Consider the following 14,740-nt stretch of genomic DNA (forward strand, 5'->3'; position numbering starts at 1 on the left):
ATCATAAATATGAGTAAAAGGATTCAATATGCGATTGAAATCAATCGTTCAAAAACTACATGAACGCGCTCCAAAATTGGGCAAAGCTGCTTCATTAACGACGGCAACTAGCGTTATCACTTTTAATAGCATGTTAGCTGGGCTACCTATCTGGGTAATGGGTGCTACCAAGGCTATCACTGGTGCTGCCATCGCTGACAAAGCCGTTATCGATGTGACAAACTATTGGATCAATAGCAACAATGCATTGATCGATAACGTATTACCACGTAAAGACTGGCGCATTAACTTACCTGATGATGTGCATACAAACGGTAAGTATCTACTGGTTAGCAATCATCAGTCTTGGGTTGATACCAGTATCGTGCAATATATCAGCGAAAAACGCTTGCCATTGACGCGCTTTTTTACCAAGTTTGAGCTCATATATATCCCTGTCATTGGTCAAGCTTTCTACTTTCTCGACTTTCCTATGATGCGTCGACATTCCAAAGAAGCCATAGCCAAAAACCCTGCTCTAAAGGGTAAGGATATCGAAGAAGCGAAACGAGCGTGTGCGTTGCTCAAGGACAAGCCTTTTACGCTATTGAACTATCTAGAAGGAACTCGCTTCACTCCTAGCAAACATGATAAGCAAGAATCCCCTTATACGCATTTACTTAAGCCACGCGCTGGCGGGTTATCACTGGCTATGAGTGCATTAGGGGAAGAGATTGATGGGATTTTAGACATGACGATTGTCTACCCTGACGGTGTGCCCACTTATAGCGATCTATGGAAAGGCAATATCAAACGTTTAGGCGTCGATGTGCGACATATTGAGATACCCAAAGACCTGTTTACTGCGATCAAGAACGGCGGCTATGAAACAGATGAAGCGATAAAAGCACAGATGTTTGATTGGGTAGAGCAAATATGGCATCAAAAGGATCAACTTATCACAGAGATGCTAGCTGACTTTGAGAGCAGTGACTTTGAAACCAATGAGTTTGAGAACAATGACTCTGGAAATAAAGACTCTGAAATCAAAGACAATACTGAACAGGCTTAGCCTATTCTCTTTACCAACAATCCCAATTATTTGATAACCTCAAGGTGTGTCACACGTGTACTAAGATGATAGAGGTAAAGCCATATAATGATGAAGTTCCGCGAAAAATGGTTTTGGGCGTTGTGCCTTGCAGTATTAGTACATGTTGGGGTTTTCTTTATTTTCTATCTCAACACTCATCAGACGGATTCGGTAGAAGTAGCTGATAGCCAAACGAACACGACTGAACCTGCTGCTATCAACAATGTAGATATACCTGAAAAGGTCTATACCACTACTGTCACCAGCACTAAGACATCTAATGACACTAACGACAATGTAGAAGACACGGTCAATAAAAAATCTGAGATTGGTGATAAGTCTGAGGCATCTCAGCTAGCAAGTAATAATGGACAAACAGCCAACGTGGAAAGCAGAAAAGCGCCCTCTTCTTCAGCTGCCAATAACGTCGATAATAAACCTAAAAAACCCACTTCTACATCGATAGAATCAGTTCAAACAAACAAAACTCCTGCGCAAGAGGAAAAAGCGCTAAATGTTCAAACAGATAGCAATACCCAATCTATAGTTGCGAGTACTGATGATAAATTAGAAGAGATTAGAAACAATGCAAGCTTGCTGGATATAGACGTCCCTGCTCAAAAAAGTAACGTCAAAATAGATAAAGACTATCTTTCAGCAAAAACTGAAGTGGAAACAATAAATAATCAATTAAGTGCCGCTATTAACGAAGTCAAAAAGCGTAATCAGCAGAAAATTGATGAGCAACAACAGTTAAGAAAAGAGACGACTAGCCAAAGACTTCCTGAAAATTCTAACTAAGAATATAAGAGTGATAAGCAGTAGCACAATTAGACTCAATACCTCTATATACAAACAACCCCAGCAATTAACTGGGGTTTTTTAATCTCGTCAATAAATACTCAATATTAAGCTGTTAGCGCTCACCCAAACCTTCTGATAAAGTTTTGGTAATTGGCTTAGTTAAATAAGACAATACCGTACGTTCCATCGCTTTAATATCGACAGAAGCTGTCATACCAGGTTTAATGACAATCTCATCACCGCGCCCCTTAAACTCAGCACCATTAATCACAATTAATACACGGTAGTAAGGCTCTTCGCCTTTAGGTGTTTGCTCCATTAGCGTGTCTGGACTGATATAGTTAACTGTCCCTTTCATGGCTCCAAAGATAGAGTAATCATAAGCATCGAGCTTAACCGTCGCTTCTTGACCTTCTTTGACATAAGCAATATCAGCGGGATTGACCTTGGCATCTATAACCAAGTCACTACTGGTCGGTAGAATCTGCATGATAACTTCACCAGGCTTGACGACACCGCCAATAGTGGTCACATTGATGTTTTTAATTTTACCTTCTGTAGGAGCCATCAAGCGCTTCTCTTCAAGTACTTGTGCCCGATCTCGCAATTGCTCAAGCTCTGTATCTAGCTCTTCTTGAGCCTTCGTCATTTCAGCCTGTGCTTCTTCGAAGTACTTATTGCGCTTGTTATTAATCTGCGCTTCGATATCAGCAACTTGACGACTGAGCTTGATGACATCAGCTTGGCTCACATCGCCATACTTTAATAAAGGCTCATTCATGCGTAATTCTTGACGTGCCAGCACTAGCATTTTTTCAAGGGAAGAGACTTCCTCGTTGATAGCTTGACGACGTCTGTTGTATAGTGCCCTTTGGTTTTGTACGTACTCAGGATAGTCCTGTACCCCTTTAGGAAATACCAACGGTTTTTCAAAAATCTCAGCATTTAGTCTTGCTAACTTAGCAGTTAGCGCAGCTGTCTTAGAAGCAGAATTATCAACAGCTGCTTTAGCACGCTCTTCCTCCAACACTACCAATAACTGACCAGCCTTAACCTCTTCACCTTCTGTGACAGCCAACTGAGTCAATACGCCGCCTTCTGACGCTTGGATTTCTTGCGTTCGAGCACTGGCGATTACCGTTGCTTGCGCACGGGTCACTTGGTCAATCTTGGCAAATGAGGCCCAGACAATTAAAGTGACGATCCCGATTAATGCTATCCAAATACTCAACCTGGAACGATTAACCTGGGGTTTAGTGGGTGTGTACTTATACTCTGACATGCCTACTTCCCTTGATCGTCTGTTGACTGTTTAGCATTGATGGGTTTTACGCTGATGTTTCTTACTCTGGATGTAGCAGGCTTATTTTCGTCTGCACCTTCTTTTGACGGTTGATTGGTTTTATCAACGATTCTATCTTTTTGCTGTACGGTGGTTTTATTTTTTGCTTGATCGTTTTTTCTGAGCTCATCAAGTACAGCTTGTTTTGGACCATCGATAATAATACGTTGGTTATCCATAATGATCAGCCGATCTACCAAGTCGAGCAATGCTGTCTTGTGGGTAGACACAATAAACGTTTGCCCTTTCGTCAACTCCTGACGTAGCACTTGTAGGCAGCGCTGCTCTTGTCGGTTGTCCATAGAAGCCGTCGGCTCGTCTAACAAGAACACATCAGGTTTGGTCAATAATAAACGGGTAAATGCCACCAGTTGCTTTTGTCCACCTGATAGACCTTTGCCGCCTTCACTGATCGGTAGGTCAAGACCGCTTGAATGACTGGATACTAAGTTGATTAGCCCTGTCCTGTTTAAAGTCTCTTGAAGGACATCGTCATTGGGCGCTGCCATACCGATTAATAGGTTCTCACGCAGCGTTCCTTGGAACAATCGATGGTCTTGCTGCAGATAACCCAAGCGCTCACTAAGTGTCTCACGGCTGATCTGATGTATATCAAGTCCGTCTAACAACACGCGTCCTTCCGTTGGTGCATACAGTCCTGCCAGCACCTTAAGCAAGGTAGATTTACCTGAACCAATAGGCCCAAGTATCGCTATACGCTCTCCTGGTTTAATCGATAGTTGCGGAACCGTAATGGCTGGTCGATCGTTGCCTTGGTAATTGAACGTCAATCCATCGCACTGATACGCGCCTTTTATATGCGTAGGCGATAATGGATACGCAACGCCTTGGTTGTCTTGCTCTAGTGCAAACAGACTTTCAATATTCATTTTGGCCGCTTTGGCATGAGCGTACTGTACTAGCAGATTGGGTATCGCCATAACAGGCGCTAACACTCTACCACCAAGTATCGAGCAGGCAATCAGTCCGCCCATTGTCATGTCACCTTGCATGACGACAAACGACCCGACTATCACGATACCAACGTAGCTTACTTGCTGTAGCATCTGCGTAAAATACGTTAAGTTGTCATTGGCATGCTTCATATCCAAATCGTTTTTGATAGTGACATCCATCACATCTAGCCAACGCGAGAGAAACTTCCAGCTGCCTGCCCCGGCTTTTATTGTCTCGACGCCTTCCACAGCTTCTACTAACAGACCTGTCTTATAATAAGAAGCAGTCGCGCCCTCTGATGCAATAGCATCGATACGTTTGCGTGCAATCAGTCCCATCGTAATTGCGATGACCGCCGCTATCACTGGTACAACAGCGACTAATGGCGAGCCAATAAAAGCTATTAAGCTGATAAAAATAATGGTCATGGGCAAATCGACTAAACCAAAAAGCGTGCTCGCCGTAAAAAAGCTACGTACTTGCTCATAACCACGTAGCTGTGCTGCCATAGAGCCAACTGACCCCGGCATTTGGTCGATACGTACTTTGAGTAGACGTTGGAACACTTCTCGAGATAGGTACTGGTCTAGACCGACGACGACCTTATCCATGATTCTTGAGCGAGAAAACTTCATAAACGCTTCAAACATAATCACTAAGAAGACGCCACTGGCTAAAATGATCAGCGTGTATTCACTACGCGTTGGTATGACACGGTCATAAACCTGCATAGAAAATAGAGAAACAGCTAATGCCAACATATTAATTAGAAAAGTGGCAATAACGGCTTCAGCTAAAATGCCTTTATAATTACCCAAATCAGACTTTAACAGATCAGAAAATGAGGCCTTTCGCCGCTTAATATGATCTTCTTTCAAACGAATACGCATAACCAAAGTCAATTCTTCGGCACGCGTATGTACCTGCTGGTTCGCTTGTCTAAAGTTCCAGCTTTTTTGCGGCGTTTGGCTGTCAATCACGCCCCAACCTAAATCCGTTCGATACGCCAATAATGGCAAAAAAGCGGCATCAGGCTGCTCTAATATTTCTGGTGTATCTGTTATGCCAATGCCTTGTAATACTGCAATGACACCGCCTAACTCATGAATGCTATGACCTTGCCTGTCCGATTGCTCACTATGACGTTTGACAACATCATGGAGCCGTATATTGTCTACTGGATAGCCTTGCTGTCCGAGTAAATGCTTAATCGCATCAGTCAACGTTTCGGTCAGATCGACCTGCTCTGAGTATTGCAGCTCATGATGGTCAACAGACTGAGACGGTGTCTTTTGTAATTGTGCACTCATATTGATCGCTTATTTAATATTTTAGATGGTTGCGTATGTAGGATAATTTACGTCTACTTATATGACTTTGTTATTTACTTATTTGTCATATTCTCTTGATCAGTTATCGGCGTGATACTGTAATCATCATTTAACATGAGATACTCACCATTGTTCAAGCTTTGCTCTGCCGTCGCGGGCAGCTTAATATCGATATATTCTTCTGCTGCGTTGTCTCCATAACCGAAATGACTACTAGCGCTGTTTTTGTCTTGCTTACTAAGCCATTGCTTAACAGAGTTTGCTGGGCTAAACAAAGTCACTGGGTCACGATTATGAGAAAACTGCTGCCACTGCATGATGCCAAAATCTACTTGTAGTCTATAAAATGCACCTAGCATTTCTGCACGAGTTTGTACCAGCTGGACTTGATAATCGTTATGCTCACGGACAGCGTTCAGGACTTCAAGCCAAGACTTGCGTCCTGCAATGAATTGCCGGCGGTAAGAGCTGACTACAATCTGTGCCCCTGCCACAGCAGCAACCAACGAGGTTTCTCTATCTTTGGCACTGACAAACTGCTGATACTGTACTTGAATATTCTCGATGACATTACGGCGTGCGGCTTCTTGGTTTTGTACTAGGCTTTTGACCTCTGCCTGTGAGGCTCGTGCTAGCGCAAAATTCGAAAATCCAGCACCTGGTGCATAGCTCAATCCTACTGAGAACTTACCATCGTTTTCGTTATCCTCATGATAGTAAGCATGCTCATATTGGGCATAAATGGTTGGGTAACGAGCTGCCTGTTGTGCTTCGACACCTTGCTTAGCGGATTCAATTTGGAAATGTTCTTTTACAACGGTAGGATTGTAAAAGCCAGCTCTATCGAACGCCATTCTTTCAAAGTCAACGGATTGCTGCTTAGCTTGATTTACCAACACCTTAAGGTTCGGTATGCTCGTGACACTCATCTGAGACAGTGGTTGACCAATGATTTGTTCTAGCCTAGCAGCGGCGATACGTTGCTGCTCAACTGCCGCTTGATAAGATGTTTGCTCTTGCAGGATACGGTTGGTTACCAAATCAAGTTCAATACGAGCTGATACGCCTTGACCAACGCGCCGCTGCATCATGGCTTCAAAATCATTCAGCTCTTTCAAATTCTCCACATGGACACTTTGTTTGGCGACAGCTTGTAGATAGCTCTGCCAAGCATCAATCGTCGTTTTGGCCACTAGGTTTTGCTGCTCATATATATACTCTACAGCGGCTTTATCATCGAATATGGCTTGATTGACATCTGCGGTGAGCTTACCACCTGTCCATAGGGGCTGGCGGATGGTCAGCTCTGAGACAAAGTCATTGTCTCTATCGTAACCTGAGCTTACGCTTGGCGTTGGTAGAAGGTTTAATTTGGCTGCATTAATTCCTTCAGTTGTTGCTTGTTGACTCGCTCGAGCCGACCCTACTAAAGGATGCGTTTGAATTGCCTGCGCCACTAGGCTATTTATTTGAAAATCTTCTACTGCTGCGTGTGAAGTCACTGTAAAACATATACCAGTCGCCAAAGCAATCATAAAATGGCGCACTGAAATACTACAAGGTAACTGCTTACGATTTGACGAATTTTTCATATTAGTTTTCAGTGATCAGCTCTATGAGTGTTTTTTGAATAAATGTTGATCTTTTGTGCATTAAACCTTACTAAAACTCACCTTATAAGGCAATAAGATAATATCTGAAATGACGTCTAATGTATAAAATGGAGTAAAATTTCAGTAACGTAAGTTTATTTAGTCATCGTCATTGGCATAACACTGAATAAAAAACTTCTTGAGTAAACTGCTACCCTAAAAGGACGGGCAACTCACGATAGAAACGCCCATAAAATCAATTTTGTCATTGATATTATATTTAAAATTAATTAAATGAATAGTGCGAAAAACGCCTCCGTTTTGGAAGCGTTTTCTACATTAAAAGATAACCAGACAATATTAGATAACAGTGATATCAGTATCGATATAAACTTGCGTAGCAGCATTATTATCTAATTGCCACACGTTATATACTTGACCATTAGTATCTGTGACATCAGTTCCTGCGTCTACCCAAACTGAAGGACTGTTAGCGCCATCTGTGTCGCTAAGATCAGCACCGACACCACCTAAATCTACTGTGTCATCGCTATCTCCTTTCACGTAAATAGGATCAGAGGTTCCTGAGTTGGTAATATCCGCTGCCTGAAGAGTCAGTGTATTGGCACCTGTACCGCTAATATCAACCACTTCCGTTTGGAAAATATCAGATAGACTTAACGTCTGACCTGCTCCAGTTAGATTGATAGTATCAAAACCTTCACCACCTATAATATTCACACTTAAAGATGAGTCGATATTGATAGTATTTGCATTATCATCCAATCCATCCAACGACGATTGAAGAACATTGTCTGTAATATTAACAATATCATCACCAGCTGCCATATCAATCGTGTAAGTCAAATCAATCACTAACTCTGCCGTATCACTAGCACCAGTGACATCATCGAAAATAGTATAGGTAAATACATCTGACTGGCCTGAAGAAGCATAGTCACCGTTAGCTCTATATTCGTATTTACCATATTCATCAATAATCAGCACACCGTACTCACCGTTGATAGAGAATGCATTGACACCATCAAGCTGAGTAGAAGTGGCTATGCCATTAGCGCCTATTATATTAGTCAAAACAGTATTAGCAGTGACTATATCTTCGCCTATTTCACCAATTGAATTTAGATCAGGATCGATAACATTACCTGAAACTACAGTGTTATTATCGAAACTGTATTCAGTCAGTGTTGCCGTGACCTCCGTTGTTTCAAGTAACGCCAGAGTATTGCTCAGAACTTCAGCAGCGACGGCATCTAGCAAAGGATCAATTGGTGCACCTGCAGCAATTAAAATCGGCTGGGCTATACTGAGGAACTCACCAACGCCTAGGTCTGTTGTTAAGTTTAGAGCCATCTCAAGAGTTGCTCTGACTGTAGAACCCAAAGGAAAACCTAACCCAGTTTCCACTGCATCTAAAATAGCATCTTGATTATCAGTCCCTAATACCACACCCGCTTCACCCAGCTCTGATACTGTAAGATCATTTATTAGGGTTTCTAAGGTACTACTATCCTTACTTACCACTATCTTATAATTACCCGGCTCTAAACCAGATAACGTTGCTGTCAAGCTACCATTATTATTTGTTAAACCCAATACTTCTAAACCAGCAACATTCCCTACCAATGGATTATTTACATTAGCCGCAATGTACACAAGCTCATTATCACTATTGTAGACCTCTAGGCTGATCGCGTCGGCTACTTGTACTAATGCACTTTCTGTAAGCTCAATATTGACGGTACCACTTGTATTGTCATTTACTGTAAAACTTAAATTACTTTCCGTTCCATTGTTTGTCTCAAGTGCTTCAAGTATTGTAGACTCTTCTTCACTTATTGCGACCAATGTGGTGACTTGTAATGCCAGATCAAGATTAGCAGTATCGTCTTGAGCAATAATAGTTACGTCTACCGTGAAGCCCACTGCATCACTTACAGCACTACTATTACCAGCTGCATCGGTCACCACCGCTGTCACACTATAGTCACCATCGGCAGTTATGCCACCAATTGTATTATTTGGAATGGTCACTTCAGCTATGCCATCGCCACTAAGATCCTCTGCAGTCACAACATAATCAACAGTAATCGGAGCTCCACCATCAGGGGTGACTGTAAGTGTTACGATATCACCTGCTATCGTGCCCGTTGGTAAGGTGACTTGGGTTTGAACGCCGTTTTGGAATTCGGTTGCATTGACACCGTCCGCTGCTTCAGCAATGGCCACTACTGGCGCCACTTGTGTCGCATCTGTGCCACCACCAGGCGCGATAGTATCTACGCCCACAGTAATAGATGCGGTCTCGGTGGAAATGTTACCTACTGCATCTTCAGCCTGCACTGTTAAGGTTTCTGCACCCTGCCCCATTTCATCAACGTCATCTTCATCAACTGGAATAATCCATTTGTTGTTTGCATCAACTATAGCCGTACCAATGATGTTACCTGATTCACTGAATAAGGTAATGGTATCACCAGCTGTGCCTGTGCCTCTCACATCAAAGCCTTCAGCCGCTTCATCTGCGTTAATAACATTGTCACCAGCAATTGGTGAGCTAATAGACACTGTCGTGGCAGAAACCACAGTGATGTCAGCAGTCGCGACAGCAGCATTACCAGCAGCATCTTTAGCGGTCGCCGTTAAGCTTTCTGCGCCTTCACCCATAGCATTGATCTGTACTGAATTTACGTTGATAATCCATTGACCATTATCACTCACTACACCACTACCAATAACGGTACCTAATCCATTGGTTAGGGTTACGGTATCACCAGCTGTGCCTGTGCCTCTCACATTAAAGCCTTCAGCCGCTTCATCTCCGTTGATAACATTGTCACCAGCAATTGGTTCAATAATGGTGATTGAAGTGGTGGTATCTACGATCACTGTTACTACAGGTGCATTGCCACTTACGTTACCAGCTGCATCCTTGATGTTGTAGCTTACGTCATACTCGCCATCTAGTAGAGGGTCAGTCGGCGTCAAGCTCACACTACCATCGGTATTGGTCTCAGCGATTGAGGCAACCACCACCCCATCGATGACCAGTTGCGGAGTACCGTTAGCCAGTTGATCAGCAGGAACCACGACGCTTGGGGTGCTGTCATTAGTCAGGCCATCAGCGCCAATAATTTCTGCTGGGTCCAGTACGTCACCACTGCCGTCATTGGCTACATTATCGCTAATCTCTGGGGCTGCGGCTGGTGTGTCAGGCGCGATAGTGTCTACTACGCCTACTGTTGTGTCCAGCGCATCTGACTCGTTACCAGCTTCATCTCTAAGAGTTGCACTAACGTTAAACAACTCACCTTCTGCTGGAGCATTGACCTGAACTATGACATTACCATTCAGAATATCGTCTTCAGACAGGTTCTGTTCAGTACCATTGACAATAACAACATCACCTGAAACCGCATTACTTGGTAGACCAACAACGACACTAACCTGACCATCAGTAATTTCATCAGCAGTGATAAAGGCATCACCATTACCAACATTAATACTTGTTGGCGCATCTGGAGCCATGGTGTCCACTGGTGAATTACTACTGCTGTCGCTTCCTCCTAATGACCCTGCCGCGATACCTACTCCTGCTAAACCAAACAGCCAAGGCAAGGCACTTAGCCCTTCTGCTTCTGTGGCACCTATCCACCAAGGGGTTGCATAGGAGTTTCCGCCTAATGATTGACTTTGTACTTCTCCCATCTGTAGCTCGGTAACGTAATCTGTCATCTCACCTGTATCAGGAACATAATAATAGTAGCTTCCATCATCGGCGACACCTATCAGAGCGCTATCGATATTGTCATAAAACCCTTCAATAATTAGGTCAGTATTTTGAATGTCATTTTCAAAAGAAACATGAAGATCTTTATCCACTCTTTTAGTAATAATATCTTTTGGTGCTCGACCCTCTACTGTATCGAAAATCTCATAATTGGTTTTATCCGTAGCTTTTATCACTGTCGGCGTATTCGTCTGAGTAACTACAGTATGTTCAGTAACTGTCCCGACTTGATTATTGGCTTTAACAGTTATAGTTTTCATAAAATCTTCCTTGATTAGTTAATTACGAGTTAAGTTTTTGTCTATATTTATAACCTTTATATTTATAAATTATTTTATGGATATGCTCATTTTTTGATAATAGTGACTGGGTAAACACCTTAATATGTTTTTTATAGTTTGCTGCTAAAAAACTAAAACCTATTCTGATACAAAAATTTATTCGAGGGAACTCTTATGAAAATGAGAAAAATGTAGTTTGTGGTTCGTACGTGTCTTGATGTATAGACAAATATTAAGAACAGGAGTTAAATCACAGCTAGTGTGACTACCCCTATTGACAGAGCATAAGAGCCATGGTTTCTGAATCAAAGTTGTTTGTAGAATAGTAAGTCGCTTTACTTTAGATAAGCATAGACGTAAGAGAGTTCTTACATGGAAAACAAATAGATATTTTTTAGCACAGAAAGGAATGTTAGCAACTATCTGGTTAGTAGCTGAACTCTTTGGAATTATAGTTTGACGAGCAGGCCCTATCCGTTTAGCCATTGAGACTTGGCAACCTACTAAATTGGCTTTTTTAGCCGTCAATAGTCCGGTTGAACTAAACATAATAATTGACCTCCTATCAATTTGAAAACTATTTATTCCTCTTTATCATATCCTTTATTATTTATAGTACAACGTTATTATCTTTATCAAATTGTAAATAAGACTTTGTCTGCTGATAGCAATTAAACAGTTTTTTATTAAACTTTATATAGCTCATCCTTAGATAAAGATAACTACAGAACATCTATATATTTAAATTATACATAAGTGCGCACATATTTTTTCTTTATTATCATTCACATCAAGCCTGATCATTTTTCAAGCCAATGATTTGAACAACATGTCCAGTTTTTAGATATATTGTTGCACCCTCTACCCCTGCTTTTATTTGTACGCTTGCATCTATTGGTAGGCGTATCCAACTATCCTGCTGATATACCTGTTCACCCTCTATTAGCTCACCTGCTACCACTAATATTTCTGCACCGCCATGAACTGTTTCAGTGAATAGCAACTCGCCTGCATCGATACGCTGTAGACTAACGTGCTCTACCCCATCGGAAAAAAGCGGGCAGACAGTACGATTACCTTGTTGTTGCCAATTAGCATCATTATAAGTGTCAATAGCCACGTGCTGCGTTTCGTCAGACGACATTTGCCGTAACTTGACGAAAATAACAGCACCTTCATCACTATAAGGCCGATGACCTGAAGACGGTGGATTACGTAGATACCAACCTGCTGGATAATGAGTGTCATCTGCAGAAAAAGTGCCTGACAATACCAATATCTCTTCGCCGCCTGGATGCAAATGATGTGGGAAGTAAGAGTTTGGCGCATAATGCACAAGACTGGTAGCGCGAGCCTTCTCCGCGCCCACACGATCAAGCATGACACGCTCCACACCATTTTGTGGTGACTTAATCCATTGATGTGCTTCGGGGGCCAGTGAAGCACGTTGTGAAAAATCTGCGTTGATAAGCATAAAGTATTCCAAAGGTATTAAATGATTAGGGCGGACCCACAATATGAAACTGAGGACACGCCCTAGACGATAAACACAAATATATGACGTTATTACCGCACTAGAATGACTGGTGATAACGTGCTAGCAATAATTTCTGTCGTTGTACTACCGAGAAACAGTTGTTGCCATTTCGAATGTCCGTACGCACCCACCACCATAATGTCGACATTGTTCTCTACCTGAAACTTTAACAACCCATCTACCGCATCAGAAGCAGATAAGTGATGTGCTTCAACGACAAACCCTGTATCTTCTAACTGTGCAGCGGCGGCGCTCATACTTTGCTTGGCGGCGTCATTCTGATTACCTACCATCACGATATGGCCTTTTAGACCTTTTAATAATGGACTTTTTGACACCATTCGTGCCGCTTTGATAGAGGTTTTACTACCATCAAAGGCAATCATATAGGAGCTTGGCTCTTCAAATTTCTCTGAGCAAATCAATATGGGAATATCTGACCCACGAGCGACCGTCTCAATCTGACTACCAATATTGATCCGACTGTTCTTATGATCTTCTCCGCGTCGTCCCATTACAATCGCACGATTTTCTTCTTTGAAATGCTCAATACTAGGAAGCAGTTTGCCGTGGCGTTGATAAACTCGAACACTGACATCAGCGAAACTGCTTTGAATATGACTTTTGGCATCTTGTACCAACGCATTGCTATAGCTGTTGACGACTTTTGCTCTTTGCTCATCCAATTGGGACAACTCTTCTAATAAAAACTGACGACTATTGATGCCTATCGCGCCTGACAAGTCACGCCTAACTGAAGCAGGCACGTCACTGACATGTAATAACCCAACAGGTACATTTAATTTACTGGCATACCATGCTGCATAGTCACAAACCGATTCAGTCACTGCCGAGCCGTCAATACAGGCTAAAATGTGCTGTGATGTTGTCATAATCTGTCCTTAAATTTAATTATTTAATCCTATACAGCTTGTTAGTTCTGACCAAGCTATGCTCTCTGGGTAGGGTATATTTTACTTACTTCACAACAGTTACCTTGCAGAAATCCTCTTATAAAGCAAATTTGCCCCTTCATTTGATAATAACCAATTTACACGGCTTCATCCAGCGATGTGTGCGACCCTTTTGCAATAATTGCAATTTGTTACTGACAGCATCGTGCACGGCTCACCGCAGACTGACACCTAGCTATATATAAAGTCTTATCATCGTCTGACCACATGCGCTAGCAAAGTTTGCTACAATGTATTTTTTAGCATTTATGATTTCGGTATCGTTATTTAGGTGATTGGATTATGGCAAAAAATGCCCTACAGGCTCAATTATTAAAGGCTGGCTTGGTTGATAGCAAAAAGGCCAAAAAAATCAGCAAGCAAACGCAACATGCCAAGCGTACTGGTGACTCAGAAAGCGTCGAAGCAAAAAAAGCGTTGGCAGAGGCGCAAGCTCAAAAGCTAGAAAAGGATCAAAAGCTTAATCAAGAAAAACAGCGCGTATTGGAAGAGAAAGCATTAAAGGCCAATATCGTCCAAATGATTAAGCAGCATCAAATTACTGAGACAGAAGGTGAGATCAGCTATCAGTTTGTCGATGAGTCCAAGGTAAAGAAAATCGCTATCACTCAGAAACTCTACGATCAAATAGTGGCTGGTCACGTGGTTATCGCACGCTTGGAAGAAAGCTACGCGCTATTACCTCGTCCATTGGCTGATCGTATTGATTCAAAAATGGAAGGCTTTATGGTTGTGTCCAACGATACTGCCGAAGAAGCATTGGCAGAAGACGATCCGTATGCCGCTTATGTGATTCCAGATGATTTGATGTGGTAGAGAGTTGTTTTACTGCTGTTAGCTTTACTATAGTGTTATAAGCCTTCAATCAAGAGCCCTTTATAGAATTTGCGTTCTATAAAGGGCTTTTTGCATCTATACAGATTAGACAAATCCTTACAGCATGGGATAAGCGTTAAATGTGTCGACAGACTCAATCAAACGTACACAAATCGGGCTTCTTTAACCTAACATTGCTGGTTTAGTTAAAGAAAGTAACCCA

9 protein-coding genes are annotated in these 14,740 nt (G+C 42.2%); 3 read left to right on the plus strand and 6 right to left on the minus strand.

The window, feature by feature from the left end:
• Positions 1-28 precede the first annotated feature (28 nt).
• Together DXK30_RS01635 and DXK30_RS01640 are read left to right on the plus strand one after the other, a co-directional pair.
• Positions 29-1,051, plus strand: a complete 1,023-nt coding sequence (locus DXK30_RS01635; RefSeq protein ID WP_114700176.1) for an acyltransferase — start codon at positions 29-31, stop codon at positions 1,049-1,051.
• Positions 1,052-1,138: 87 nt separating this feature from the next.
• Complete coding sequence (locus DXK30_RS01640; RefSeq protein WP_162799504.1) at positions 1,139-1,873, plus strand: hypothetical protein; 735 nt, start codon at positions 1,139-1,141, stop codon at positions 1,871-1,873.
• 115 nt (positions 1,874-1,988) lie between these two features.
• Here the strand turns inward: DXK30_RS01640 and DXK30_RS01645 are convergent, their stop codons facing one another.
• The 6 genes from DXK30_RS01645 to DXK30_RS01670 form a co-directional block, all read right to left on the minus strand.
• On the minus strand, positions 1,989-3,158 hold the full coding sequence (locus tag DXK30_RS01645) for an HlyD family efflux transporter periplasmic adaptor subunit (RefSeq protein WP_114700178.1): 1,170 nt from the start codon (positions 3,156-3,158) through the stop codon (positions 1,989-1,991).
• Positions 3,159-3,160: 2 nt separating this feature from the next.
• Positions 3,161-5,485 (minus strand): type I secretion system permease/ATPase, encoded by a 2,325-nt coding sequence (locus DXK30_RS01650; RefSeq protein ID WP_114700179.1) that lies wholly within the window; start codon positions 5,483-5,485, stop codon positions 3,161-3,163.
• Between the two features lie 74 nt (positions 5,486-5,559).
• The gene (locus DXK30_RS01655; RefSeq protein WP_227670735.1) at positions 5,560-7,098 is read right to left on the minus strand and encodes a TolC family protein; all 1,539 of its coding nucleotides are present in this window, start codon (positions 7,096-7,098) and stop codon (positions 5,560-5,562) included.
• 360 nt (positions 7,099-7,458) lie between these two features.
• The gene (locus DXK30_RS01660) at positions 7,459-11,169 is read right to left on the minus strand and encodes an Ig-like domain-containing protein (RefSeq protein WP_114700181.1); all 3,711 of its coding nucleotides are present in this window, start codon (positions 11,167-11,169) and stop codon (positions 7,459-7,461) included.
• Positions 11,170-11,980: 811 nt separating this feature from the next.
• A complete protein-coding gene (locus tag DXK30_RS01665; RefSeq protein ID WP_114700182.1) occupies positions 11,981-12,664 on the minus strand; it encodes a cupin domain-containing protein in 684 nt (227 codons plus the stop codon).
• 92 nt (positions 12,665-12,756) lie between these two features.
• Positions 12,757-13,620 carry a universal stress protein gene (locus tag DXK30_RS01670; RefSeq protein WP_114700183.1) on the minus strand — a complete coding sequence of 288 codons (864 nt, stop codon included), beginning with the start codon at positions 13,618-13,620 and terminating at the stop codon, positions 12,757-12,759.
• A gap of 363 nt (positions 13,621-13,983) precedes the next feature.
• On the opposite strand from DXK30_RS01670, the gene DXK30_RS01675 reads away from it, so the two are divergent.
• On the plus strand, positions 13,984-14,517 hold the full coding sequence (locus DXK30_RS01675) for a DUF2058 domain-containing protein (RefSeq protein ID WP_114700184.1): 534 nt from the start codon (positions 13,984-13,986) through the stop codon (positions 14,515-14,517).
• Positions 14,518-14,740: the final 223 nt, after the last annotated feature.

Origin of the sequence: Psychrobacter proteolyticus, from assembly GCF_003350005.1 — a bacterium.
Lineage (GTDB): Bacteria > Pseudomonadota > Gammaproteobacteria > Pseudomonadales > Moraxellaceae > Psychrobacter > Psychrobacter proteolyticus.

Bases quoted from the DNA above. Each gene is read 5' to 3' on its own strand.
- DXK30_RS01635 (WP_114700176.1), top strand. From the start codon at position 29: ATGCGATTGAAATCAATCGTTCAAAAACTACATGAACGCGCTCCAAAA.
- DXK30_RS01640 (WP_162799504.1), top strand. From the start codon at position 1,139: ATGATGAAGTTCCGCGAAAAATGGTTTTGGGCGTTGTGCCTTGCAGTA.
- DXK30_RS01645 (WP_114700178.1), bottom strand. From the start codon at position 3,158: ATGTCAGAGTATAAGTACACACCCACTAAACCCCAGGTTAATCGTTCC.
- DXK30_RS01650 (WP_114700179.1), bottom strand. From the start codon at position 5,485: ATGAGTGCACAATTACAAAAGACACCGTCTCAGTCTGTTGACCATCAT.
- DXK30_RS01655 (WP_227670735.1), bottom strand. From the start codon at position 7,098: ATGAAAAATTCGTCAAATCGTAAGCAGTTACCTTGTAGTATTTCAGTG.
- DXK30_RS01660 (WP_114700181.1), bottom strand. From the start codon at position 11,169: ATGAAAACTATAACTGTTAAAGCCAATAATCAAGTCGGGACAGTTACT.
- DXK30_RS01665 (WP_114700182.1), bottom strand. From the start codon at position 12,664: ATGCTTATCAACGCAGATTTTTCACAACGTGCTTCACTGGCCCCCGAA.
- DXK30_RS01670 (WP_114700183.1), bottom strand. From the start codon at position 13,620: ATGACAACATCACAGCACATTTTAGCCTGTATTGACGGCTCGGCAGTG.
- DXK30_RS01675 (WP_114700184.1), top strand. From the start codon at position 13,984: ATGGCAAAAAATGCCCTACAGGCTCAATTATTAAAGGCTGGCTTGGTT.